The 23,020-nt window shown below is 38.5% G+C and carries 26 protein-coding genes; 21 read left to right on the top strand and 5 right to left on the bottom strand.

Features of this window, described 5'->3' with window-relative positions; genetic code table 11:
• Window positions 1–68: 68 nt before the first annotated feature.
• The 3 genes from HUN22_RS05925 to HUN22_RS05915 are packed head-to-tail and all read right to left on the bottom strand — an operon-like array spanning window position 69 to window position 2,240.
• Window positions 69–1,232: a ribosomal protein uL16 3-hydroxylase gene (locus tag HUN22_RS05925; RefSeq protein WP_174726988.1), complete on the bottom strand. Its 1,164-nt coding sequence runs from the start codon at window positions 1,230–1,232 to the stop codon at window positions 69–71.
• Between the two features lie 31 nt (window positions 1,233–1,263).
• The gene (locus HUN22_RS05920) at window positions 1,264–1,857 is read right to left on the bottom strand and encodes a Maf family protein (RefSeq protein WP_174726985.1); all 594 of its coding nucleotides are present in this window, start codon (window positions 1,855–1,857) and stop codon (window positions 1,264–1,266) included.
• Entirely contained in the window at window positions 1,857–2,240 is a 384-nt protein-coding gene (locus tag HUN22_RS05915; protein WP_002121396.1) for a DUF2237 family protein, read from the bottom strand. Before HUN22_RS05915 ends, HUN22_RS05920 begins: the two co-directional genes overlap by 1 nt.
• Before the next feature lie 138 nt (window positions 2,241–2,378).
• On the opposite strand from HUN22_RS05915, the gene HUN22_RS05910 reads away from it, so the two are divergent.
• From HUN22_RS05910 to fba, 3 genes are all read left to right on the top strand, one after another.
• A complete protein-coding gene (locus tag HUN22_RS05910) occupies window positions 2,379–3,566 on the top strand; it encodes a phosphoglycerate kinase (RefSeq protein WP_174726982.1) in 1,188 nt (395 codons plus the stop codon).
• A gap of 123 nt (window positions 3,567–3,689) precedes the next feature.
• Entirely contained in the window at window positions 3,690–3,935 is a 246-nt protein-coding gene (locus HUN22_RS05905; protein ID WP_174726979.1) for a hypothetical protein, read from the top strand.
• Between the two features lie 121 nt (window positions 3,936–4,056).
• Window positions 4,057–5,094, top strand: a complete 1,038-nt coding sequence (fba, locus tag HUN22_RS05900; protein WP_016145083.1) for a class II fructose-bisphosphate aldolase — start codon at window positions 4,057–4,059, stop codon at window positions 5,092–5,094.
• 118 nt (window positions 5,095–5,212) lie between these two features.
• On the opposite strand, the gene HUN22_RS05895 is transcribed toward fba, so the two are convergent.
• Together HUN22_RS05895 and HUN22_RS05890 are read right to left on the bottom strand one after the other, a co-directional pair.
• Window positions 5,213–6,523: a peptidylprolyl isomerase gene (locus tag HUN22_RS05895; RefSeq protein ID WP_174726976.1), complete on the bottom strand. Its 1,311-nt coding sequence runs from the start codon at window positions 6,521–6,523 to the stop codon at window positions 5,213–5,215.
• The gene (locus HUN22_RS05890; protein WP_174726973.1) at window positions 6,523–8,961 is read right to left on the bottom strand and encodes an LPS-assembly protein LptD; all 2,439 of its coding nucleotides are present in this window, start codon (window positions 8,959–8,961) and stop codon (window positions 6,523–6,525) included. The genes HUN22_RS05895 and HUN22_RS05890 overlap by 1 nt, the downstream gene beginning before the upstream one ends.
• Window positions 8,962–9,081: 120 nt before the next feature.
• On the opposite strand from HUN22_RS05890, the gene HUN22_RS05885 reads away from it, so the two are divergent.
• The 18 genes from HUN22_RS05885 to gspK form a co-directional block, all read left to right on the top strand.
• Window positions 9,082–10,095 carry an aminoglycoside phosphotransferase family protein gene (locus HUN22_RS05885; protein WP_174726970.1) on the top strand — a complete coding sequence of 338 codons (1,014 nt, stop codon included), beginning with the start codon at window positions 9,082–9,084 and terminating at the stop codon, window positions 10,093–10,095.
• Complete coding sequence (gene murU, locus HUN22_RS05880; RefSeq protein ID WP_174726968.1) at window positions 10,095–10,784, top strand: N-acetylmuramate alpha-1-phosphate uridylyltransferase MurU; 690 nt, start codon at window positions 10,095–10,097, stop codon at window positions 10,782–10,784. Before HUN22_RS05885 ends, murU begins: the two co-directional genes overlap by 1 nt.
• A gap of 87 nt (window positions 10,785–10,871) precedes the next feature.
• Window positions 10,872–11,504: a 16S rRNA (guanine(527)-N(7))-methyltransferase RsmG gene (gene rsmG / locus HUN22_RS05875; protein ID WP_174726964.1), complete on the top strand. Its 633-nt coding sequence runs from the start codon at window positions 10,872–10,874 to the stop codon at window positions 11,502–11,504.
• A gap of 21 nt (window positions 11,505–11,525) precedes the next feature.
• A complete protein-coding gene (locus HUN22_RS05870; protein WP_032007247.1) occupies window positions 11,526–12,308 on the top strand; it encodes a ParA family protein in 783 nt (260 codons plus the stop codon).
• Window positions 12,305–13,192 carry a ParB/RepB/Spo0J family partition protein gene (locus tag HUN22_RS05865; protein WP_174726961.1) on the top strand — a complete coding sequence of 296 codons (888 nt, stop codon included), beginning with the start codon at window positions 12,305–12,307 and terminating at the stop codon, window positions 13,190–13,192. Before HUN22_RS05870 ends, HUN22_RS05865 begins: the two co-directional genes overlap by 4 nt.
• A gap of 50 nt (window positions 13,193–13,242) precedes the next feature.
• The gene (locus HUN22_RS05860) at window positions 13,243–13,878 is read left to right on the top strand and encodes a MotA/TolQ/ExbB proton channel family protein (protein ID WP_174726958.1); all 636 of its coding nucleotides are present in this window, start codon (window positions 13,243–13,245) and stop codon (window positions 13,876–13,878) included.
• 15 nt (window positions 13,879–13,893) lie between these two features.
• Window positions 13,894–14,322 carry an ExbD/TolR family protein gene (locus HUN22_RS05855; RefSeq protein WP_063099691.1) on the top strand — a complete coding sequence of 143 codons (429 nt, stop codon included), beginning with the start codon at window positions 13,894–13,896 and terminating at the stop codon, window positions 14,320–14,322.
• The gene (gene msbA, locus HUN22_RS05850; RefSeq protein ID WP_174726955.1) at window positions 14,319–16,046 is read left to right on the top strand and encodes a lipid A export permease/ATP-binding protein MsbA; all 1,728 of its coding nucleotides are present in this window, start codon (window positions 14,319–14,321) and stop codon (window positions 16,044–16,046) included. Before HUN22_RS05855 ends, msbA begins: the two co-directional genes overlap by 4 nt.
• A 2-nt stretch (window positions 16,047–16,048) precedes the next feature.
• The gene (lpxK, locus tag HUN22_RS05845; RefSeq protein ID WP_174726952.1) at window positions 16,049–17,059 is read left to right on the top strand and encodes a tetraacyldisaccharide 4'-kinase; all 1,011 of its coding nucleotides are present in this window, start codon (window positions 16,049–16,051) and stop codon (window positions 17,057–17,059) included.
• Between the two features lie 9 nt (window positions 17,060–17,068).
• Window positions 17,069–17,830, top strand: a complete 762-nt coding sequence (kdsB, locus tag HUN22_RS05840) for a 3-deoxy-manno-octulosonate cytidylyltransferase (RefSeq protein WP_174726949.1) — start codon at window positions 17,069–17,071, stop codon at window positions 17,828–17,830.
• Window positions 17,831–17,843: 13 nt separating this feature from the next.
• Entirely contained in the window at window positions 17,844–18,824 is a 981-nt protein-coding gene (locus HUN22_RS05835; protein WP_174726946.1) for a DNA polymerase III subunit delta', read from the top strand.
• Between the two features lie 10 nt (window positions 18,825–18,834).
• Window positions 18,835–19,176, top strand: coding sequence for a PilZ domain-containing protein (locus HUN22_RS05830; protein ID WP_174726943.1), 342 nt, complete (start codon window positions 18,835–18,837; stop codon window positions 19,174–19,176).
• Window positions 19,177–19,193: 17 nt separating this feature from the next.
• Window positions 19,194–19,967 carry a TatD family hydrolase gene (locus tag HUN22_RS05825; RefSeq protein WP_174726940.1) on the top strand — a complete coding sequence of 258 codons (774 nt, stop codon included), beginning with the start codon at window positions 19,194–19,196 and terminating at the stop codon, window positions 19,965–19,967.
• Between the two features lie 36 nt (window positions 19,968–20,003).
• Entirely contained in the window at window positions 20,004–20,612 is a 609-nt protein-coding gene (locus tag HUN22_RS05820) for a TetR/AcrR family transcriptional regulator (RefSeq protein ID WP_174726991.1), read from the top strand.
• 6 nt (window positions 20,613–20,618) lie between these two features.
• Entirely contained in the window at window positions 20,619–21,173 is a 555-nt protein-coding gene (locus tag HUN22_RS05815; RefSeq protein ID WP_057106321.1) for a type II secretion system protein, read from the top strand.
• Window positions 21,163–21,543, top strand: a complete 381-nt coding sequence (gene gspI / locus HUN22_RS05810) for a type II secretion system minor pseudopilin GspI (protein WP_174726937.1) — start codon at window positions 21,163–21,165, stop codon at window positions 21,541–21,543. Before HUN22_RS05815 ends, gspI begins: the two co-directional genes overlap by 11 nt.
• Window positions 21,543–22,355, top strand: a complete 813-nt coding sequence (gspJ, locus tag HUN22_RS05805) for a type II secretion system minor pseudopilin GspJ (protein WP_174726934.1) — start codon at window positions 21,543–21,545, stop codon at window positions 22,353–22,355. Before gspI ends, gspJ begins: the two co-directional genes overlap by 1 nt.
• Window positions 22,355–23,020, top strand: a 666-nt coding sequence (gene gspK / locus HUN22_RS05800; protein WP_174726931.1) for a type II secretion system minor pseudopilin GspK, incomplete at its 3' end; no start/stop codon positions are given. The genes gspJ and gspK, both read left to right, overlap by 1 nt.

The raw sequence follows: 23,020 nt of genomic DNA, 5'->3' as shown, positions 1-23,020 counted from the left end.
ATATTAAGTAATAACCTATATAGAAAAATGGACTTTCATTTCTACTAAAAGTCCATTTTGTAAGGCTTTTATTCTGAAGGTGGTAAAAGCATTAGAATAGATTCATTGAGTAAGTAAGCAACATTCTCTAGTATTTCAATATCACTGAATTGGCTATCAAAAGCTAAGCTTTCTCCATCAGCAATGGCTTTTAATTTTTTTGCGAAAGTTTCAGCTATACACAACGCTTCGCCATTGCCCCAGAAGCTTAAAATTCCGTCACTTTCTGTATAAAGTAGGCGAGAGGCTGGTTCTAATAGAACTTCATAGCCTTCAGTTAAAATTTCTTGAAGATCATCTGCTTCGATCTCATCAGGTTCTGGAATATTATCTGGATATTTAGGTTCACTCATGTAAGACATGATTGCTGCATCAAGTGCTGCAGAGTCTTGCAACTGAGCTAAAACTAAATCTTTTAGATAACTTAGTTCAGTTGAGTTAATTTCACCAATTTGACTCATTTGTTTGCGTGTGATGTCTACAACAGGATTTTGGAGTAAAGTATTCGCTGAAAATTGATCGCTAATACGTTCCATCATTCCTGCTACGTTTGGCATGCGAAAGCCAAATGAGAAAGTTAAGCAGTCATCTTCGGCAACGCCGTAATGAGCCATTCCTGGTGGGACATAGAGCAAATCGCCTGGGGCTAAAACCTCATCAAATTGCACGTCTAGTTCTGGCAAAAGTTTTAATGGTTGATTGGGTACAAAGGCAGTATTTACATCGCACATTTGTCCTAACTGCCAGCGACGATGTCCGTGCCCTTGAACTAGAAACACATCATAAAAATCAAAATGTTTTCCAACCGAGCCGCCTTTAGGAGCGTAAGAAACCATAATATCGTCGCGGCGCCATTGCGGAATGAAAGGAAATTTTTTCCATAGTTCCGAAAGATCAAAAGAGTAGTGGTCTACTGCCTGCACTAAAAGAGTCCATAATTTTGGTAGCTTTTGAAAGTCACCTTTGGTTAGAAGTGAAGACTTTACGTGCCATTCATTTGGATTTCTATCTTTTTGGCGAATGAGTCGAACACTTGCATGCTCTTCTAAAGCAAGTTCTTGCACATCTTGAGGTTCTAAAAGCCCTACAATCTCTGGCAGTCCGTTACGTACCAGCAAAGGTTTTTTTTGCCAATATTCAGCTAAGAATTGTTCGGCAGTAATACCACCTAAAACTGTTAAAGGTTCTGTCATGGAAATAACCTATTTATAAAAACGTCTAAAATTAAGGAATTTGTAGATCAAGTTGCCTTAAAATATGGCAAAGTTGAATCATGGGAAGGCCCATAAGTGTTGTCTGGTCTTGGCCTATCATTTTTTCAAACAAACTAATCCCTAAACTTTCACACTTAAAGCTACCAGCGCAATGTAATGGCTGATCTGATAACACATATCGTTCAATTTCAGCTTGATTCAGGGTTCGGAATCTAACTTGATAATGTTCAACGAGTGTTTGTTCAAAATTTCTATCGAGCCATTGCACGCTGAGAGCCGTGCTAAAAAAGACAGTTCGACCAGAATTATCGGCTAGCTGTGCTTTAGCATTTTCAATAGTCATCGGTTTGCCAATAAAGTCATGCGGAGCATGTTCTCGCCAAGCAACTTGATCTGAACCAATAACGATTGCTGATGGGTTCTGTATAGCAATCACTTGAGCTTTTGTAAAAGCGAGCCTTTTTGCAAGATCGTCAGCATGAGTTTCATCGTGAGGACTTTCATCAATATCTGGACTCACACAGATATAATTAATTCCTAGACGATCCATTAAGTCTTTGCGAGTTTGACTGCTGGATGCCAAAATAATTTGTGGCTTTACCATTACACTGCAAATTCCATTAAAACATCTAAAGGTACATAGCTTAATACAGCTTGATGACATGCATGTATTTTAATAGGAGGGGCTTCACCAGCCTGATATGCCTCTACCCAACGCGTTACACAGATACACCAGAAATCACCAGGTTTTAGTCCAGGGAAGCCAACTTCCGGTAAAGGTGTAATAAGATCGTTACCAATTTTCTGAGAAAAATTTAAGAAATCAGAGGTCATTTGTGCACATACGGTGTGCTGACCAAGGTCTGTTACTGCAGTGTGGCAGAAACCGTTTCTAAAATAGCCTGTAATAGGATCAAAACAACAGCTTGCTAAAGGTTCCCCTAAAACATTTAAGCGATTGATTTGTGGATCTGGATGAATAGACATAATGGGTGGAATATCAAATAACTATCTCTATCATAATCAAAACTGGAGCTTTCTACAGCTTTTATGCAAAAAAACTAACCTTTTTTGATGTAATCATTTAAAATTGGCGCGTTTTTAAAATCATAAAGAGAGCTTTACATGAATTTTCAGCGTATGACTGACCTTAACTTAACAGGTAAACGTGTCCTTATTCGTGAAGATTTAAACGTTCCTGTCAAAAATGGTGTGATTACTAGCGATGCTCGCTTACGTGCAGCATTACCAACAATTAAAGCTGCTTTAGATAAAGGCGCAGCAGTAATGGTATTTTCACATCTAGGTCGTCCTGTTGAAGGTGAGCCAAAGCCAGAACAATCACTTGCACCAGTCGCTGCTTATTTAACAGAAGTATTAGGACAAGAAGTTAAATTATTAACAGATTATCTTGATGGTGTTGAAGTTAAAGCTGGTCAAGTCGTATTACTTGAGAATGTACGCTTTAACCATGGTGAAAAGAAAAATAATCCAGAGCTTGCTCAAAAATATGCTGCATTATGTGATGTATTTGTGATGGATGCATTTGGTACCGCCCACCGTGCAGAAGCATCTACTGAAGGTGTAGCTCGTTTCGCTCCAGTTGCTGCTGCCGGTCCTTTATTGGCTGCAGAGTTAGATGCATTAGGCCGTGCAATGCAGACTCCTGAAAAACCAATGGTTGCAATTGTTGCTGGTTCTAAAGTTTCAACTAAACTCGATGTTTTAAACTCACTTTCTACTATTTGTGATCAATTGATTGTTGGTGGTGGTATTGCAAATACATTCTTGGCAGCTGCTGGTTTTAACGTTGGTAAATCATTATATGAAGCTGACTTGGTTGAAACTGCTAAGCAAATTGCTGCAAAAGTAAGTGTTCCACTTCCTACAGATGTTGTAGTTGCTGATGCTGCACAAATTAATTTTGAAGATTTCTTAGGTTCTTTAGCAGCAGCTCAAGCTGTTGTGAAGAAAGTAGAAGATGTGACTGCAAATGATATGATTCTAGACGTTGGTCCAGAAACTGCTAAAGCTTTTGCTGATATCTTAACAACATCAAAAACGATTCTTTGGAATGGTCCAGTAGGTGTATTTGAAGTAGATCAATTTGGTGAAGGTACCAAAGCTCTTTCTCTTGCGGTTGCTCAATCTGAAGGATTCTCGATCGCTGGTGGTGGAGATACATTAGCTGCAATTGATAAATATAACGTAGCTGATCAAATTGGTTATATTTCTACGGGTGGTGGTGCGTTCCTTGAGTTTGTTGAAGGAAAAACATTGCCAGCAGTGGCTGTTTTACTTGAACGTGCCTAATACTGTTATATAGAAATAAGAAGGGATTGGGTGACCAATCCCTTTTTCATTGATAAGTCATGAAACTGTCATATATCTGCAATATAATAATGAGCATTAAATCACCAACTGTGGACAATAGTGATGAATTTAAAGCTTACATTTGCTGCTGTGTTAATTGTACCTATGATGTTGACTGCTTGTGCTAAGAAAGAAGAAGCATCTCAAGCTACACAAGAGTCGGCAGCTTCTACTGCTGTTTCTGAAAAAGTAACACCTGAGCAACAAGCAGCAATTGATGCGATTGATAAACCAGTTTTAGATGAAAAGAATACAGATGTGGTTGAAGGTAGTGTGCCAAGTGAGGCTGCTGCTTCAGAAACACATTAATTTGTTGTTTTTTGTTAAAAAATCCCTGCAAATGCGGGGATTTTTTTTGAAATACTGTGATTTGTTGCTGAATTGAAATAAATGACAGGGTAGAATAAGCCGCACTACCTGGGAGGATATTATGGCACTCATTTCAATGCGCCAGCTCTTGGATCACGCTGCTGAACATAACTACGGCGTACCAGCATTTAACGTAAATAACTTAGAACAAATGCGTGCAATTATGCTTGCCGCGGATGCAACCAATTCACCTGTAATTGTTCAAGCATCAGCTGGAGCTCGCAAATATGCAGGCGCTCCATTCTTACGCCATCTTATTTTGGCTGCAATTGAAGAATGGCCACATATTCCAGTGGTAATGCATCAAGACCATGGAACCAGCCCTGATATCTGTCAGCGTTCAATTCAGCTTGGCTTTAGCTCAGTAATGATGGACGGTTCATTAGGTACAGACGGTAAAACACCTACATCTTACGAATACAACGTTGATGTAACTCGTAATGTTGTTGCTTTAGCACACGCTTGCGGTGTTTCTGTTGAAGGTGAGATTGGCTGTTTAGGTAGCCTTGAAACTGGTATGGCTGGCGAAGAGGACGGTGTTGGTGCTGAAGGTGTACTTGATCACTCACAACTTCTTACTTCTGTTGAAGAGGCAACTCAGTTTGTTGCCGATACTAATGTAGATGCTTTGGCGATTGCTGTAGGTACTTCACATGGTGCTTACAAGTTCACTCGTCCACCTACAGGCGATATCTTGGCAATTGACCGCATTAAAGAAATTCATGCAGCGTTACCAAATACTCATCTTGTAATGCATGGTTCAAGTTCTGTGCCGCAAGAGTGGTTGAAAGTAATCAATGAGTTTGGCGGTGATATTAAAGAGACTTATGGTGTACCTGTTGAACAGCTTGTAGAAGCAATTAAACATGGTGTTCGTAAGATCAATATCGATACAGATTTACGTTTAGCTTCTACTGGTGCAATTCGTCAGTTTATGGCCGAAAACCCATCTGAGTTCGATCCACGTAAATACTTTGCTAAAACTGTAGATTCAATGAAGCAAATTTGTATTGATCGTTATGAGGCGTTTGGTACAGCTGGAAATGCTGACAAGATCCGCCCAATTTCTTTAGAGAAAATGGTTGATCGTTATAAATAATTCCCGTCAGGGTGTAATTTATAGAAACCGGTTATTTATATAACCGGTTTTTTCATGGGTAAACTTTATTCATAAAAAAACCTGTGATAAACACAGGTTTTGATGAAGAGAAAAAGACTTACTTTTGTAAGTTCTTTTTGTCTAGACTTGGATCTTTGATTTCTACATATGCATTTGCACGTACTTCACGTAACCAACTATCAATTTCAGTATTAAATTGGCGTTCACCTAAAATTTGACGTGCCATACGCTCTTGATATTCGTGAGTCATATCTTTTTCACGTTTTTCTGTCACTTGTAAGATATGCCAACCAAATTGAGTCTGGAAAGGTTCACTAATTTCACCTACAGGAATTTCCTGCATTTTTTTGTCAAATTCAGGCACCATCATTCCTGGTGTTACCCAGCCGAGACTTCCACCATCACGCGCTGAACCTGTATCATTTGAATAAGTGGCAGCTAGGGTGGCAAAGTCATCGCCAGCTTTTAAACGCTTATAGATGTTATCAATAATTTGCTTGGCATTTTCAAGGCTGACCACTTCAGATGGTTGAATGAGAATGTGGCGAGTTTGATATTGCGGTACTAACGCTTTCTGCTCATTTTGTTTACGTTCAAGAAGTTTTAAAACATGCACACCATCACGAACTGAAATTAAATCAGTCGTCTGACCTTCTTGTAATGGAGTAATACGAGCCGCAAGTTCAGCAGGAATGTCTGAAAGTGGGCGGAATCCCATGTCAGCCCCTTCAACTTTTGTATTTGTTGTTGAAAGCTTTTTCAATACGTTAATGTCATTACTTTGCGCAAGCTTTGAGCGTACCTCTTGAGCTACAGCCTGAACTTCTTGTGGATTGTCACCGGCAATGCGCATATGAATTACGCGTACTTGATTACCTAGTGCTGCTTGACCTTGAGGTGATTTTAAGAAGTTTTCTACATCTTGGTCGCTAATTTTAATACGCGACATGACTTGTTGTTGGCGCAAACGACTAATCGCTAGATCTTCAGAAATTCGGTTGCGTAAACTTTCATAAGTTCCCGGAGCCATAGAGTCTAATTTTTGTTGAAAAGCTTCTAAACTTTTGACTCCAGACTGGCTTGCTACTTTTAGTACAGCTTCATTTAAGCTTTTTTCATCAGGCTTAATGCCATATTTCTTAACTTGTTCAAGTTGTGCTTGACGTAAGATTAATTGATCTAGCACCTGAAATTGTAAATATTGCTGAGGTGGTACCTCTTTTTTTTGTGCTTGTAGTTCGTGGGCAGTTTCAGCCATCCCTTGTTGAAGATCGCTTTTTAAAATTACGCTATTGTCCACAATTGCCACAACTTCATCAGCGGGTTGGGCAAAACTATGCATTGATGAAGAGATTAGGGCAGCAAGTGTAGTTGCTTTAAAAAACTGTTTAAGATGCTTTGTCTTCATTAACGTTGTGTCCAAGATTGATTAATTTTGTTAAAACCTAAAACGCGATTTTCAAGTAAAGACGCGAGTTTATTGTTTAAACCACCTAAACCTTTTAGTGTAATTTCGGCCATGATCGCGCGCTTTTCACTAACATCTGGAGATTTTGGATCGTCTAAATCGTTATAGTATGAACGTCCATAGACAGAAATACCCCAGCAACATGACTCATAATTAACTCCTAACAAGAGTTCACGGGCAACATCATTGTCCATGTCATATTGTACGTGGCCCATAATACGCCAATTGTCTTTAATTGGTTGTATAAACGATGCAACAACTTGATCGTAAGTGTCTTGACGGCCAGTAATCTCTTTACGATAGAAATAGCCTAAGTTGTATAGATTTCCTTTATCACCTGTATAGTAAAGTTGGAAGTCACGTTGAGCATTGTCACCGTTCGACATCCATGCTGAGTTAGCAGCAATAGTGAAGTTCTGATTAAGTTGGCTAGATAGGCTAACGACAGGACCAGTTTTACGCTCGGTATCAAACTCATCTTGCTGTTTTAATGTGACGCGACGATCTTCGAAATAGTAACTTTGACCAACACTTGCACGTAAACGTTCTAAACCTACCGTGTCAAAAAGACTGTAACTTACACCCAGCGATAAAAAGTTATTGTCTTCAAGACGGTCATGACCATAAAAACGGTATGGGTTAAATAACTGATCATAACTAATTGAGGCACTTGTCGAATCAAAGTTAGGGTAGCCATCTTGATTTTTATATGGAGCATATGCATAGAAAGCACGTGGTGTAAGTGTTTGTAAGTACTTACCATCACGTTCAAAGTTTAGGCCCGTATCTAACGTAAATTGAGGCACAACGACGGATTTATTTTCAGAACCGCCATCTAAACCTTGAGATGCGATACTGTCCTTATCATAAAACGTTTGGATGGAACGTACAGAAACTTCAGGAATCACAAATGCTGCTGGTGTGCGGTAGTTGTAGCGCGTTGCAAACTGGTTATAGATACGTGTACCGCTACTTTCTTGAGCTGAGTCATCATTAATTGATTTTTTAAAGTAAGCAGTATCGTTATTAAATTCATATTGCAAACCTAATGGATTACCAGTGACGTAATTTAATAAAAATTGTGGTAAACGGGCATAAGGTTTATCCGCATCTACAACTTCAGGATCAAGTGTTTGGAAATCCTCAACTTTAAGCTGAGCCTTTAAACCTGGAATGCCATGCTGGTAGTTAAGTTCCCATGCTCTACGTAAGTTAAGATCTGTTTTAGAGTTAGGGCTACTATCTAAATCTGAGAAGTAATCTTTATCTGATGCATAGTTATATTCGAGGTTGGTAGACCACTGATCGTTGATATCCCAATTGTGTAAAAAATGGAAATCTTTACGATCCTTATCATCATAGCCTTTGTCAGATGGCAAGATGCCACCCCACATTTCGCCAGCGCCAAACCCATCTGTCAAATAACGGAAGTCACCTTTTAACATTGCACCACGATCTGCTAAATAACGTGGAGTAAGTGTCAGATCATAGTTAGGTGCAAGGTTTAAATAGACCGGAACAGAAAGCTCAACACCACCATCATTTGAGAAACCAAACTGGGGGTTGAGAATACCTGTAGTGCGGCGGTCATCAATAGGGAAGTTAAAATAGGGAACTGCTAGAACAGGAACGTCCTTAACATATAATTTTGTTCCACGAGTTACGCCGCGTCCAGTTTCCTGATTTAACTCAATTTTATTTGATTGGATTTTCCAACCAGGTTTTTGGCCTGGTGGGCAAGTCGTATAGGTTGCATCATTAAGAACCATAACATTTGGTGAGGTTCTTTCGATTTTTCCTGCGTGACCATGCGCATGTTGCTGTTCAGAAATATAAAAACTATTGTCTAAATTCCCGGTTTGGGTTTTTAGGTTGTAATTAATTTCATCACTCTGTGAAAGTAACCCGCCTTGAGCTAACTGTACTCGACCTTGTGCATGCGCAAAGGTTTGGGTCTTATCAATCGTTACTTTATCAGCGCGAACTGTGCGTCCTTCCTGATCAATAACGACATCACCTTCTAAAACAGAATCACCCGCTGGATTGTAGTGTCCGTAGTTAGCCGTAACGACAGAAGTCGCTTTATCTGCATCTAAAGCTTTGGTCTCAGGGTTAATTGGTGTAACCCATGTGCCTTGGCAAAATGCTGAGCTTAAATATTTATTGTCACGAAGCTGAGCTTCAGGCGCAGATTTATCAACATAGTATTGCTGAAAGAATTCTTGACCTGGGTAAGCTTCCTTGATGCTCGCTTTAAGTTGATTATTGTCTATATTGGAGACAACATCAGTTGACTCAGCATAACTTGATTGTATGGAGCCACATAAGAGCGTAAAAATAGCTGTCGCTAAAGGATTAAATTTAAACTGATGCTTCATTGTCTCATTAACCAAGTATGCTAATTCACAATTAATTATTGTCGCATCATAGAGAAAAAGTTTATAAGTGGCTACACTTAACCCTTCAAAAATCTCAGCTTGTTTTAGATTTTATTGCAAATGAATACACAACGTGAACAATTGATATATACATGGCTTACATCTGTTCTTGAAAATGATCAATTTAAGATCGCTTTTTTAGCAGGTGATGCAAGCTTCCGCCGTTATGCGCGTATCGAGTTACAAAATAAAACGTATATGCTCATGGATGCCCCTCCAGAAAAAGAAGACTGTGTTCCGTTTGTGACCATTGACGAGTTTTTTGCGAGCCATGGCGTACGTGTGCCTCAGATCGTCGCGAAAGATCTAGCTCAAGGTTTTCTATTATTAGAAGACTTTGGTGATGTACTTTTATCGACATTATTAACTAATGAAACTGTTGATAAATACTACGAACAAAGTTTTAAACAGCTTATTCAATTACAGTCTATTGACGGGACTAATCAGTTCCCAGCTTATTCTTACGAAAAATTAATGTCGGAAATGCAGCTACTCACAGACTGGATGTTACCTTCGCTTTCTATCAAGCCGACTGCTGAACAGAAAAAAACGATTGATAATGCATTTGATTTCTTGGCTCATGCTGCATTAGCCCAACCGCAAGTTATTGTACATCGAGATTTTCATAGTCGAAATTTGATGAAAATTACCGATGAGCAAGAGTTAGGGGTAATCGACTTCCAAGATGCTGTTATTGGTGCTGATACATATGACCTAATTTCGATTACTCGTGATGCGTATGTTCAATGGAACGCTGATCGTGTTTATCAATGGTTTAAAGTGTTTTATGACCTGTTGCCAGCGTCGACTAAACAAAACCGTAGCTTTGATCAATTTAAACGTGATGCAGATTTAATGGCGATTCAACGCCATATTAAAATTTTAGGTATTTTTGTTCGCTTGTTTGAACGTGATGGGAAGTCAGGTTATTTGAAGGATTTACCACGTGTCATGTGGTATTTACTCGAAGAAAGCCGTGGTTACGCTGAGCTTGAAGAGTTTATGGTATTTATGAATAACATCGTGATGCCTAAATTTATCGAGAAATATGGTAGCTATGAGGTAGCAGCATAATGAAAGCAATGATTCTTGCTGCTGGCTTGGGTAATCGTATGCGTCCACTTACGCTATATACACCAAAGCCTTTGCTCGAGGTGGGCGGTAAACCACTCATTGTGTGGCATATTGAAAAACTTAAGAAAATTGGTGTGACTGAAATAGTCATCAATTCTGCATGGTTGGCCGACAAGCTCATCAGCAGCTTAGACGATGGCTCTCAATTTGGTGTGGATATCCGTTGGACACGAGAGGATGAAGGGCTAGAAACAGCTGGTGGAATTATTAATGCTTTGCCACTGCTTGGAACAGATCCGTTTATTCTGGTGAACGGAGATGTATGGACCACAATGGATTTTGAATCTCTACGCCATATTAAGCTAAATGATGATTTGGCACATCTTGTGTTAGTTGATAATCCGAAACAACATCCTGAAGGCGACTTCACATTATTAAATGGACGCGCTTTTGCATTCGATCAAGACGTGAAGGGTGAGAATCTTACTTTTAGTGGTGTATCTGTTATTCATCCTAAGCTTTTTGATGGATTGGAAGCTGGTAAACGTCCTTTAGCCCCACTGTTAAAGCAAGCGATGCACAATCAAAAAATATCTGGTGAAAAGCTTAAAGGTGCATGGGTAGATGTGGGGACGCCAGAGCGTTTAATGGAGCTAGATTTGCAAATTCGTGAGGGCTTCTACGATTAAGTGTGTAATCCCTAATCGTTAACTAGTGTTCCACGATGCATAAATGGGTATACTTTGTTTTAAATTTTACCTAGATGTTATCTGTTTATGCATCCATTTTTTCAAGAGTTACAACAGGGTAGTCAAAAATTAGGTTTATCGCTTAGCGATGAAGCTTTGATATTATTGTTGAAGTATCAAGATGCTTTGGTACTTTGGAACAAAGCTTATAATCTAACAGCAATTCGTGATCCGAAAGAAATGTTAGTGAAGCATTTGTTAGATAGCCTAAGTATTTTGAAAGATTTGCCAGCAGGCCGTTTGCTCGATGTAGGTACAGGTGGTGGTATGCCAGGCATGATCATTGCTTTATGTCAGCCTGAACGCTCTTGTGTATTGCTTGATTCAAACGGTAAGAAAATTCGTTTTTTGAAACAGTTTATTGCTGACCTTAAGCTTAAAAACGTAGTAGCTGTGCAAACACGCGTTGAAAATCAAGATACAATTGATGAGCTTGGTCAATTTGATGTGGTTACTAGCCGTGCATTTGCATCATTAACTGATTTTGTTGATGCTGCGCGTCCATATTTGCATGAGCAGAGTATAATTGCTGCAATGAAAGGACTGATTCCAGTTGAAGAAATGGAAGAGCTTAAGCAGGAATTTTCATGTAAAGTGATTGAACTGCATGTACCAAGACTTGATGAACAACGTCATTTACTTTTACTTCAACGTATTTAAATAAAAAGTATTAGGGTTACCATGGCTCAAATTATTGCGATTGCAAACCAAAAGGGTGGTGTTGGTAAAACAACGACTGCAGTAAATCTTGCAGCGTCTCTAGCTGTATTAAAGAAACGTGTATTACTTGTAGATATGGATTCACAGGGTAATGCTACGATGGGGTCTGGTATTCAAAAGAACGATCTTTTGTATTCAATTACGGATGTTCTACTTGGTGAAGTGCCAATTGAAACAGCAATTCAAAAAGCTGAAGTCGGATATAAAGTTTTAGGTTCTAATCGTGAACTTTCGGGGGTTGAACTTGCTATTGCAGAGCAAGAGGGCCGTGAATTCATTCTAAAAAATGCTTTGAATGAAATTAGAAATTCATTTGACTATATCATTGTAGATTGCGCCCCAAGCTTGAGTTTAATTACTGTAAATGCTTTAGCGGCTGTAGATAGCGTAATCATTCCAATGCAATGCGAATATTATGCGCTAGAAGGTTTAGCTGATTTAACACAGACCATTGATCGTATTCAAAAAGCATTAAACCCTGATTTAGAAATTATTGGTGTATTACGTACAATGTACGATGCACGAAATGCTTTAACACGTGATGTATCTGCTGAGTTAGAACAGTATTTCGGTAAAAAACTTTATGATACTGTCGTTCCGCGTAATGTTCGCTTAGCGGAAGCGCCAGCGCATGGTTTACCTGTGATCTATTTTGAGAAAAGTTCTAAAGGTGCGGTTGCATATTTAAATCTTGCAGCTGAGATGTTAAAGAAAAGCAAAGTGAAGAAAGGAAGTAAAGTATGAGCATCAAAAAACGCGGATTGGCTAAAGGACGTGGTTTAGATGCATTACTTGGTTCAATTCAAAAAGAAAAGTTACAACTTGAAGTACAGGCACTTGACCACGGACAGTTGAAGCAAATAGATGTAAATTTATTAAAACGCGGTGAATATCAACCACGTCGCTTTATTCATGAGCATGATTTACAAGAGTTAGCATCTTCTATTGAAAAACATGGTGTGATGCAACCTATTGTAATTCGTCCAGTTGATGACGAAGCTCATCCTTACGAAATCATTGCTGGTGAGCGTCGTTGGCGTGCCGCACAACTTGCAGGTTTAACTAAAATTCCTGCAATTGTTCGTGATTTAAATGATCAAGTTGCTATTGCTTTAGCGCTTATTGAGAACATTCAACGTCAAGATTTAAACCCGATCGATCAAGCAATAGCTTTACAGCGTTTCCATGATGAGTTTGGCTTAAGCCATCAAGAAATTGCTGATACGGTAGGAAAAGCACGTACTACAGTAAGTAATTTACTACGTTTGTTGAGTTTGGCGGATGAAATTAAAGATTTTATGCAGCAAGGCCTACTTGATATGGGGCATGCTCGCGCTATCTTGACGTTAAAAGGCAAAGATCAATTAGACGTTGCTAAAATTGTAATTGAAAAAGGATTGTCTGTTCGTCAAACAGAACAATTGGTGCGTGATAGAAGTGAGCCTAAACAGGAGAAGGAAAAAACACCTGTAGCACCAGATATTGAGCAATTGACGCAAAAACTATCAGAGCGTTTTGGCGCTAATGTCAAAATTGATCATAATCAAAAAGGTAAGGGTAAGCTTGTTATTCATTACCATACCTTAGATGAATTAGATGGTATCTTAAATATTTGTTTACCTGATTAATTTGTATTTGGGTCATATATTTCTAATTTTATATTCTTGGGGAAGAAGATATGTGGGAACTTGTGAGAGCGGGTGGCTGGTTGATGCTGCCTTTAATTCTATGCTCAATTTTAACTGTTGCGATCAGTATTGAGCGTTTTGTTCGGTTAAGACGTTCACAAGTTCTACCCAAAGCATTAATTGATAATAGTTCCTTAAGAACTGAAGATATTGTGGAAAATTTGGAACAAAATGTAGAAGTGCAAAACAGCGCATTGGCTCACATTTTAAAAGCAGGTTTCGATCATCGTGAGCATGGTGAGCAATTTGCACGTGCGCAAATGGAAGTGGCAGCTTCTCAAGAAATTTCTTATTTAGAGAAAAATATTAATTTCTTGGGGACTTTGAGTGCTGTAGCGCCTTTATTAGGATTGCTTGGTACAGTAGTTGGGATTATTGAATCATTCCTTGTAATTGATTTTGGATCGGCTGGCAGTCCTAGTTTAATGATTCCCGGTATTTCTAAAGCACTTATTACTACAGCTGTGGGAATGTTAATTGCGATTCCAGCTTTAATCGCGTATCGCTATTTCCAAAGAGTGGTACAAGATTATATTGCTGAACTAGAGCAGCAATCGACTTTATTTCATGCCTCATTGTTCTATAAATATTCCTCGTCTATAGCAGAGCGTCGTCGTGTTGGATAATGGGTGAATAGCCAGATGAAGTTTAAACGTTCTCAGGTTGAAGATATTCATATCAATTTAACGCCGATGATCGACTGTTTGTTGTTCATTTTGGTTTTTTTATTACTATCGACCACTTTTAATCAGCCAAGTCGCATCAATTTAACATTACCAGATGCACAAGGTGTTCCACCAAAACAGTACGATCATAAAATTGAAGTCGTGGTAGACTCTAGTGGTCATTATGCTGTAAATGGTCAGGCACTTTCGTCTAAAGAGGTTGCTGATCTGAGTACTGCGATTAAGCAAGTTGCTCAAGAGCGCCGTGATTTTATGTTCATCATTGCTGCGGATGCCAAAGCATCTCATCAGGATGTAATTCGCGTTATGGATGTAGCAGGACAACTCGGTTTTGTTAACATCAATATTAGTACCAAAGTTCCTTCTAGAGGTTTTTCTGAGTGAATCAAGATTTTAAGGTTTATTTGCGTCTCATAGCCTATTTAAAACCTTATTGGGGCGTGGCCTTATTAGTTCTTATCGGGTTCGGTATTAACTCAGCAACAGAAGTCTCCGTTGCTAAATTGATTAAGTTTATTATTGATGCAATCCAAAATAGCAGTAGAGCTGATTTGGATTGGTTCCCCATATTAATCATTTTATTGGTTTTTTTTCGTGGTTTAGGCCTTTTTATGGGCGGCTACTATACTGCGGTGATTTCACGTAGTCTGGTTTTTAGTATTCGACAAGAAGTTTATGCCAAGCTTTTAAGATTACCTGCACAATATTACTTAGATAATTCATCTGGTCATATTACTGCCAAGATTATGTATAACGTTGAACAGCTAACAGCAGCTTCTTCGGAGTCATTAAGAACCATTGTTAGGGATGGGATGATTACTCTCGGGCTATTGGGTTATCTCTTTTATACCAATTGGCGTCTTACTCTATGTATTTTTGTATTTTTACCCGTAATTGGTATATTGGTGCGTAAAGCTTCAAAACGTATGCGAAAGCTTTCGTTGCAGGTTCAAGATACGATGGGTGATGTGAATCACGTTGTCCAAGAAAGTATTAATGGTAATGCAGTAGTAAAAAGTTTTGCCGGTGAGGAATCAGAACAAGTACGATTCTATAAGTCATCGGAAGAAAACTTAAAACGCGGCTTAAAAATGGTGATTGTACAAAACCTAAATAGTCCAGTGGTTCAGGTGGTGATGGCTTGTGCGATGGCTCTTATTGTATGGTTAGCTTTACGACCGCAAATTTTAGGTAATACAAGTGCTGGTGAGTTCGTTGCCTACATTACAGCTGCTGGTTTATTAGCAAAACCAGTTAAAAATTTGACTGATGTTAATGAAAAGTTACAGCGTGGTTTAGCTGCCGCTTACTCCGTTTTTGAGTTGTTAGATTTGCCTGAAGAGCAAAATAACGGACAATTAAAACCTAAATTAAATGGTGCAATTCGTTTTGATCATGTGGCATTAAATTATGCAGATGGCGTACAAGCGATTAAAGACTTCTCTTTAGATATTCTTCCGGGTCAAACTGTAGCATTAGTTGGACGTTCAGGCGCTGGTAAAAGCTCATTGGTTAACATGTTGGTGCGCTTTCAGGAAGTATCAAGCGGGCAAATTTATTTAGATGATTTACCAATTAATGACATTGATCTTTCTTCTCTGCGTACACAAATTGCAATGGTAAATCAGCAAGTTGTATTATTTAACCGTACTGTTCGTGAAAACATTGCGTATGGTCAGTTGCAGGGTGCCTCAGATGAGGAAATCCATGCTGCTGCAAAAGCTGCATATGCACATGACTTCATTATGAATTTACCAAATGGTTATGATACTGTTTTAGGGGCGCAAGGCCTAAATTTATCAGGTGGTCAACGTCAGCGAATTGCTATTGCTCGAGCGATTTTAAAGAATGCTCCGATTCTAATTTTAGATGAAGCTACAAGTGCTCTTGATAATGAATCTGAGCATTTTATTCAGCAAGCATTTGATGAGGCGATGCAAGACCGTACAACGATCGTTATTGCTCACCGGTTATCAACAATTGAAAATGCTGATCGTATTGTAGTGATGGATCAAGGGCAAATTGTTGAACAAGGTACTCACCAAGAGCTTCTCACAAAACATGGTGCTTATTATCAATTACATCAACGTAATTTCGAGGATAACTAAGCATGTCATTAGCCCAGCTGATCCAAAATGCATGGAATAAGCAATCAAGTTGGTTGGTTGCTTTACGTCCATTATCTTGCTTGTATCGTGCTGGGTTTCTATTCAATCGTAATCTTTATTATTCAGGTTTTAAGCAAGTTTATAAAGCACCCGTGCCTGTGATGGTTATAGGTAATATTACAGTGGGTGGAAGTGGAAAGACTCCATTATTAATACAACTGGTGAATTATCTTCAGCAGCATAATGTCAAAGTTGGGGTAATTAGTCGGGGGTATGGGGGTAGTGGTCCTTTTCCCATGTTAGTTACCTCAGGTGCACAAGTCGCTCAGGTTGGGGATGAGCCTGCATTAATTGTTCAGGCTACAAGTGTACCAATGGCGGTGGGTCCTAATAGACAGGCTGCAATAGAACTTTTGCTTAAGTCGTCCGAAATAGATTTGATTATTAGTGATGATGGATTGCAGCATTGGGCATTAGGGCGGCAAATTGAATGGATTGTACTAGATCAAAATCGAGGCTTAGGAAATCAAAAACTATTACCTGAAGGATATTTGAGAGAGCCAGTTGAGCGTTTAGAAACTGGAATAGTAATTGAACATGCGTATAAACCAACTACAGAATTAAATATGCACCTTGAGACTGGACAGCCATATTTACTCAATCCTTCGCCAAGGGTCGAACACAGTTTTAATCCTCAAAGTAGTTATCACGCTGTAGTTGGGATTGGCTTTCCACAGCGTTTTTATCAAACACTTAAAGATTTAGGCCTGAAACAATTTCAAGAACATGCATTTCGTGACCATCATGATTACTCAATCGATGATTTAATTTTTAATGATGAACTGCCACTGATTACAACTGAAAAAGATGCGGTTAAATTATTACCATTGCTTGAAAAATCTCCAGAATTTAAACAGCCTATTTGGGTTGTTCCTGTTAAAGCTGTCCTGTCTGTAGAGTGTTATCAGGTTTTAAAGCAGCAACTGCAACAACTTGATATCCAATTATCTTAGGAAGAAAAAATGAAACACATCGTTATTCCAGCACGCTTCTCAAGTTCGCGTTTGCCAGGTAAACCCTTGTTGCTTATTCATAACCGTCCTATGATTTTACGTGTAGTGGATCAGGCAAAAAAAGTCGAAGGTTTTGATGATCTGTGTGTGGCAACAGATGACGAACGTATTGCTGAGATTTGTCGTGCAGATGGAGTAGATGTGGTCCTTACTAGCCCTGATCATCCTTCAGGCACAGACCGTTTAAGTGAAGTTGCTCGTATTAAAGGCTGGGATGCAGACGATATTATTGTAAACGTTCAAGGGGATGAACCTTTATTGCCAGCTCAACTTGTCCAGCAAGTTGCAAAACTTTTGGTAGATAAACCAAATTGTTCAATGTCTACGTTGTGTGAGCCGATTCATACCTTAGATGAGTTTCAGCGTGACAGTATTGTAAAAGTAGTCATGTCTAAACAAAATGAAGCTTTATATTTTAGCCGGGCTACTATTCCTTATGATCGAGATGGGGCTAAGCATGATGAACCGACTTTACATACACAAGCATTTCGCCATTTAGGTTTGTATGCTTACCGAGTGAACTTATTACAAGAATATGTAACATGGGATATGGGTAAGCTTGAAAAGCTGGAGAGTCTTGAACAATTACGTGTTTTAGAAAATGGTCATCGAATTGCAATTGCGGTAGCCGAAGCAAACTTACCGCCCGGTGTGGACACTCAAGCTGATCTTGATCGCTTAAATAATATGCCTGTTGAATCTTTTGAATAAGCGTTAATTTTTAATGAATCCGAATGTAACTTCAAAGGTTTATCCTTGGCAGCAAACAACATGGGATACCTTAACAACAAGGTTTCCCAATATTGGTCATGGTCTCTTATTTTACGGCAAGCAAGGTTGCGGAAAACATGCTTTTGCTAAGCATTTCTTGGCTTGGGTGCTTTGTCTAAATAAGCAGTCTCATGGTGCTTGTGGTGAGTGTAGCAGTTGCCAATGGTTAAAATCGGACACTCATCCCAATTATGTTCATATCACAAAGGATGAAGAAAATAAAAAACAGAATGCAAAAATTAAAATAGAAAAGATTCGTGACTTACTACCTTTTGTACAACAAACAGGAGAAGGCTGGCGAGTTATTGTGATTGAGCCTGCTGAAGCACTTAATTTGGCATCTTCAAATGCCTTACTAAAGACTTTAGAAGAGCCAGGGGAACGTGTTGTTTTAATTTTGTTGGCCGATCACTACCTTAAATTACCGGCCACTATCCGTAGCCGTTTACAGCATTTTGCATTAGATCGTATCTCATATGAGCAAGCTACTTCATATTTGAATGAGCATTTATCTGAAATTGCAGAAGTACAACCTGATTTACTACTTGGCTTATCCAATGATATGCCTTTACAAGCCATAGAAATTGCAAAAAGTGATTGGTTTGCTAAACGACAAACTTTCTTAAATGATTGGCTTAAAATTGTAGCGCAAAAAAATATGCCTTTATTTTTCTCAGGAAAGTGGCAAAAAGAGTTAAGTTTTAGTGATTTTATAATGCTTTTCGAATACTTGTTGGGAGATTTAATTTGTGTCAAGCTAAATCAACCACAGAAAAATACGGATTTAGATTTTGATCAGTTAAGTCCATATTATGATTTAGAAAGCTTATTTAATATTTATAATGAACTACAACAAGCAAAAAAGCTTGTTGAACAAAATGTACAAAGTCAATTAATTATAGATCAGTTGTTTATAACGTTAATGAACATTTAAGGGGAAGATAATGCAGCCGCAAATGGGGGGGATTATTCAGGTAAATATTCCTGATAAAGCTACTTTGCAAGCAAGCTATATGGGGTATGTGCAAGGTGGAGGTCTATTCGTACCATCAAAACAAAAGGTAAATATGGGGCAAGAAGTTTTCATTTTGGCAACTTTGCCTGAGCAGTCTCAAAAAATTCCTTTAACTGGTAAAGTAATCTGGATCTCCCATAAACAAAGTGGATTTAAACCTCAAGGTTTTGCTATTCAGTTAAGTGGAGATAAGGGAATTTACTATAAAACCGAGGCAGAACGAGTTTTGGCTGGTAGTATGTCTCTAGACCGTCCAAGTTATACCATGTAATTAAATAGGAAAGAAAAGTGTTTGTTGATACGCATTGCCATTTAACGATGTTAGATCTAACGCCTTATAACGGTGATCTGGACCTTGCGCTTGCAGCAGCGCGAGCAGAAGGAGTGTCTAAGTTTATGGCAATTTCCGTTGATCTGGATGACCATTTTGCATTAGCAGAAATTGCAAAGAAACATGCAGATGTTGGTTATACGGTAGGTGTACATCCTTGTGAAGATGTGGACACAATGGCACGTGCAACAACTGAATATTTGGTTGAATTGGCTCGATCAGAAAAAGTGTGGGCTTTAGGTGAAACTGGACTGGATTATTATCATAGTACAGATTTTATTGAGGAGCAAAAGGCATGTTTCGCAAGACATATCCAAGCTTCAAAAATTGTAAAAAAACCAGTTGTCGTTCATACGCGTTCAGCAAAGCATGATACGGTAGATATTATTCGTGCTGAACACTCAACCCATGGGATTCTGCATTGTTTTACTGAAGATTGGGAAACTGCTAAAGCTGTCCTTGATTGTGGTTATTACATTTCTTTTTCAGGTATTGTGTCATTTAAGAATGCACAGGATTTGCGAGATGTAGCTAAACAAGTTCCACTAGATCGCCTTTTAATTGAAACAGATAGCCCTTATTTAGCACCTGTTCCATATCGTGGTAAAACAAATGAACCAAAATATGTGCCTTATGTAGCCAAAGCGCTCAGTGATGTATATGATAAATCGGTTGAGGAAATTGCAATGATCACCTCACAAAATTTTGAGAACTTGCTAAAAGCGATTTAGGTTATAGAAACTATATAAGAGAGTAATTGCGTGAAGATGGATCGTCAGGCTCAGTTCCGAGCAAGAGAAGTATTAATATTTCAGGTTGCGGAACAATTATTGCTAGAAAATGGCGAAGCTGGAATGACACTTGATGTTTTGGCTGCTGAGCTTGATTTAGCAAAAGGAACTTTGTACAAGCACTTTCAAAGCAAAGATGAGCTGTACATGCTGTTGATTATTCGTAATGAGCGTATGTTACTTGAAATGGTTCAAGATACTGAAAAGGCCTTTCCTGAACATTTGGCCTTTTTTATGTTGCATCATTTACATCATCCTGAACGAACAGTTTTATTTCATCAAATTGAAGAAAAATTGTCGATTACAGCTCAAGGTGTACATCATCTTTTCCATGAACTTTATCAGGTACGTAAACAGAGATTGCGAATTATCATTCGCATGACAGACCACTATTTAGAATCTATTCAAAGCAATATGTCTACACGAGATTATTTGGCCTCTATTTGGTCATTAACTCATGGTGCGGCAGCTATACTCAACTCAAGTTTTTATCAACGATATTTAGGTTCAAGAGACACTTTAAGGGTGGCTTATATTGATCAGGCTTTAGCCTTACCTAAACAAGCTGTTGAGCAATATGCTTAGGTCAATATGAAGTCTCAATCACCACTTAAATCCCAAAAAGGTTTTACTCTCATAGAAGTAATGGTGGTGATTGTTATTATGACGATTATGACCTCTCTAGTTGTACTCAACATAGGTGGGGTTGACCAAAAGAAAGCAATGCAAGCAAGAGAATTATTTTTGCTCGATATGCATAAAATTGGTAAAGAATCGCTTGATCAGTCTCGTGTTCTAGCTCTATCTACTCTTAGTGAAACCGATGTTTCACCTTTTTCTTATGAATTGTATGAGTATCACGACCAGAGTAAATTGCAGGTTCAAGATTTAAAAAATCGCTGGCAAAAATATTCAGAATTTACTACGCGGCAATTACCTAAACATGTATCGTTTACGGTACAACCTTTAGATGAGCAGAACTATTCAAAAGCTACAAATACGGATTTAATTGGAGGACAAACTCCTCAGCTAATCTGGTTTGGCAATGGTGAAGCTAAAACGGTGAAAATACAGTTTTACTTTGAACAAAAACCAATTGGTTCAGAAATACAAATTGATCATTTGGGTAAAATAAATGAAATCTAAAGGTTTTACTCTATTAGAAGTAATGGTTGCTTTAGCAATTTTTGCAGTGGCGGCTGTCGCGCTGACTAAAGTAGCCATGCAGTATACTCAATCTACCTCAAATGCAATTCTTAGAACAAAAGCTCAGTTTGTAGCAATGAATGAAGTTGCTTTAATGGAGATAAATCAGGAATGGCTTGAAGGTACGCAAAGTAAGCAGGTTACTTCTCAAGGTGAAACTTGGCAGATTGATAAATCTGCACAATCCACAATTAGCCCGAATGTTCAGAAAGTAGATTTGCAAATTAGTTTATATGATTCTGATAAAGGGAAAGTTCAAAATGGTATTACTCACTTAGTATTTTTTAATTATCCAATGAAAGCAAAATAATGATAAACAATAAATATAGCTTCCGAAGAAGAGCTTCAAGTCCTACAGCACAAACGGAGTGGATGATAAGGGATTACTCCGAGCATAGCTCTTCGTCTTGCGCTCAGACAAAGCTTCGCTTTAAAGACTCTCACACTCGTAACATAGTTTCTCATCTTGCGGCACGATCGAGCAGTGCTCGATTAATTCGTGCCTCAGGGTTTACTTTAGTTGAGCTTTTAGTTGCAATTGCAATTTTTGCTATTTTATCTTTGTTGGGGTGGAAGGTTTTTGATTATTTATTAAAGGTCCGAGATCGTAATGCTCAACATGAGGTACAGTTATTTGAATTACAAGATGCTTATCAGCAAGTTTTACGGGATTCATTGCAAATTATACCGTTATCGGCTAATCAAGGTGGTCAGTTACATCCAGCTCTAGAGCTTGATAACCAAGTTCTTCGCTTTAGTAAGGCTGGTGTTACTGATCCCTTAAAGCAAGGATTATCACCTTTTGAGCGTATTGAATATCGATATGATCCCGATCAAAAAAAGCTTTATCGTCTTAAATATAGTAATTTAAATACTTCAAACAGAGAGCAGCCTTTATCAAGTACGCTGTTGAGCCAAGTTGAGCAATTTGAAGTTATAGTGTTGACACCGCAAGAAGTGACAAGATGGCCAGAAATTAATCTTGATCCCACAAAGCCTGAAGAGTTTAGAAAGTTACCGAAAGGAATAAAAATACAACTCACAGTTGCGGGAGTTGGTTATGAGTGGATTTATAGCTTAAATCAAGGGAATTTATCTCTCTCCAAAGAAGGAGGGGCATAATGGTACGCTATAAAAAGAACCAGCAAGGCGTAGCGTTACTCACAATTTTGATTATGGTTGCATTGGCTACAATTTTGGCTGCCTCTATCGCAAAGCATCAAACCAATACGATGGAAAATACGGGTTATTTGATGCGTCAAAATCAGGCATTACTCTATGCAAAAAGTGCAGAAGCTTTTTTTTCCGAATTATTAATTCAAGATATAAATAATGCTGGTGGTATCGATCATTTAAAGGAAAGCTGGGCTCAGCCAATGCCACCTTTCCCAATAGAAGATGGAGTTGTATCCGGGCGTTTACTGGATGAGTCAGGCAAGTTTAATCTAAATAATTTAACGACCAATGAAGGCAAGGTAAACGAAGCTGCTAAAAATTGGTTTGAGCGATTGCTTGTGCGTGTAGGATTGCCAGCAGAGTTAAGTCAAGCAGTTATTGATTGGCAAGATCCAGATGATGAACCAAGTGGTCCTATGGGGGCAGAAAGTAATTATTATGAAGGCCTTGATCCTGGCTATTTAGCTTCAAATGCCAAATTCCATCGTATTGAAGAGCTGAAACTGGTCAGGGGTTTTGAAGGCAAGAAATATGATTTAATAGCACCATACATTTCTGCATTGCCTGAAAATACAAAAGTGAATATTAATACCGCATCACCATTGGTATTA

It is taken from the genome of Acinetobacter lactucae (assembly GCF_013344765.1).
GTDB classification, from domain to species: Bacteria; Pseudomonadota; Gammaproteobacteria; order Pseudomonadales; family Moraxellaceae; genus Acinetobacter; species Acinetobacter lactucae_A.
The sequence above is the reverse complement of the archived record's forward strand: the minus strand, read 5'-3'. Positions and strand labels throughout refer to the sequence as shown.

What these genes read in the sequence shown, in the direction of transcription:
- HUN22_RS05910 (WP_174726982.1), top strand. Translation starts at nt 2,379, where the DNA reads ATGAATTTTCAGCGTATGACTGACCTTAACTTAACAGGTAAACGTGTC.
- lpxK (WP_174726952.1), top strand. Translation starts at nt 16,049, where the DNA reads ATGTCATTAGCCCAGCTGATCCAAAATGCATGGAATAAGCAATCAAGT.
- HUN22_RS05870 (WP_032007247.1), top strand. Translation starts at nt 11,526, where the DNA reads ATGGCTCAAATTATTGCGATTGCAAACCAAAAGGGTGGTGTTGGTAAA.
- HUN22_RS05925 (WP_174726988.1), bottom strand. Translation starts at nt 1,232, where the DNA reads ATGACAGAACCTTTAACAGTTTTAGGTGGTATTACTGCCGAACAATTC.
- gspJ (WP_174726934.1), top strand. Translation starts at nt 21,543, where the DNA reads ATGATAAACAATAAATATAGCTTCCGAAGAAGAGCTTCAAGTCCTACA.
- HUN22_RS05830 (WP_174726943.1), top strand. Translation starts at nt 18,835, where the DNA reads ATGCAGCCGCAAATGGGGGGGATTATTCAGGTAAATATTCCTGATAAA.
- HUN22_RS05815 (WP_057106321.1), top strand. Translation starts at nt 20,619, where the DNA reads ATGAAGTCTCAATCACCACTTAAATCCCAAAAAGGTTTTACTCTCATA.
- HUN22_RS05865 (WP_174726961.1), top strand. Translation starts at nt 12,305, where the DNA reads ATGAGCATCAAAAAACGCGGATTGGCTAAAGGACGTGGTTTAGATGCA.
- HUN22_RS05895 (WP_174726976.1), bottom strand. Translation starts at nt 6,523, where the DNA reads ATGAAGACAAAGCATCTTAAACAGTTTTTTAAAGCAACTACACTTGCT.
- HUN22_RS05920 (WP_174726985.1), bottom strand. Translation starts at nt 1,857, where the DNA reads ATGGTAAAGCCACAAATTATTTTGGCATCCAGCAGTCAAACTCGCAAA.
- fba (WP_016145083.1), top strand. Translation starts at nt 4,057, where the DNA reads ATGGCACTCATTTCAATGCGCCAGCTCTTGGATCACGCTGCTGAACAT.
- HUN22_RS05915 (WP_002121396.1), bottom strand. Translation starts at nt 2,240, where the DNA reads ATGTCTATTCATCCAGATCCACAAATCAATCGCTTAAATGTTTTAGGG.
- HUN22_RS05855 (WP_063099691.1), top strand. Translation starts at nt 13,894, where the DNA reads ATGAAGTTTAAACGTTCTCAGGTTGAAGATATTCATATCAATTTAACG.
- HUN22_RS05885 (WP_174726970.1), top strand. Translation starts at nt 9,082, where the DNA reads ATGAATACACAACGTGAACAATTGATATATACATGGCTTACATCTGTT.
- gspI (WP_174726937.1), top strand. Translation starts at nt 21,163, where the DNA reads ATGAAATCTAAAGGTTTTACTCTATTAGAAGTAATGGTTGCTTTAGCA.
- HUN22_RS05860 (WP_174726958.1), top strand. Translation starts at nt 13,243, where the DNA reads ATGTGGGAACTTGTGAGAGCGGGTGGCTGGTTGATGCTGCCTTTAATT.
- kdsB (WP_174726949.1), top strand. Translation starts at nt 17,069, where the DNA reads ATGAAACACATCGTTATTCCAGCACGCTTCTCAAGTTCGCGTTTGCCA.
- murU (WP_174726968.1), top strand. Translation starts at nt 10,095, where the DNA reads ATGAAAGCAATGATTCTTGCTGCTGGCTTGGGTAATCGTATGCGTCCA.
- HUN22_RS05835 (WP_174726946.1), top strand. Translation starts at nt 17,844, where the DNA reads ATGAATCCGAATGTAACTTCAAAGGTTTATCCTTGGCAGCAAACAACA.
- HUN22_RS05820 (WP_174726991.1), top strand. Translation starts at nt 20,004, where the DNA reads ATGGATCGTCAGGCTCAGTTCCGAGCAAGAGAAGTATTAATATTTCAG.
- rsmG (WP_174726964.1), top strand. Translation starts at nt 10,872, where the DNA reads ATGCATCCATTTTTTCAAGAGTTACAACAGGGTAGTCAAAAATTAGGT.
- HUN22_RS05890 (WP_174726973.1), bottom strand. Translation starts at nt 8,961, where the DNA reads ATGAAGCATCAGTTTAAATTTAATCCTTTAGCGACAGCTATTTTTACG.
- HUN22_RS05905 (WP_174726979.1), top strand. Translation starts at nt 3,690, where the DNA reads ATGAATTTAAAGCTTACATTTGCTGCTGTGTTAATTGTACCTATGATG.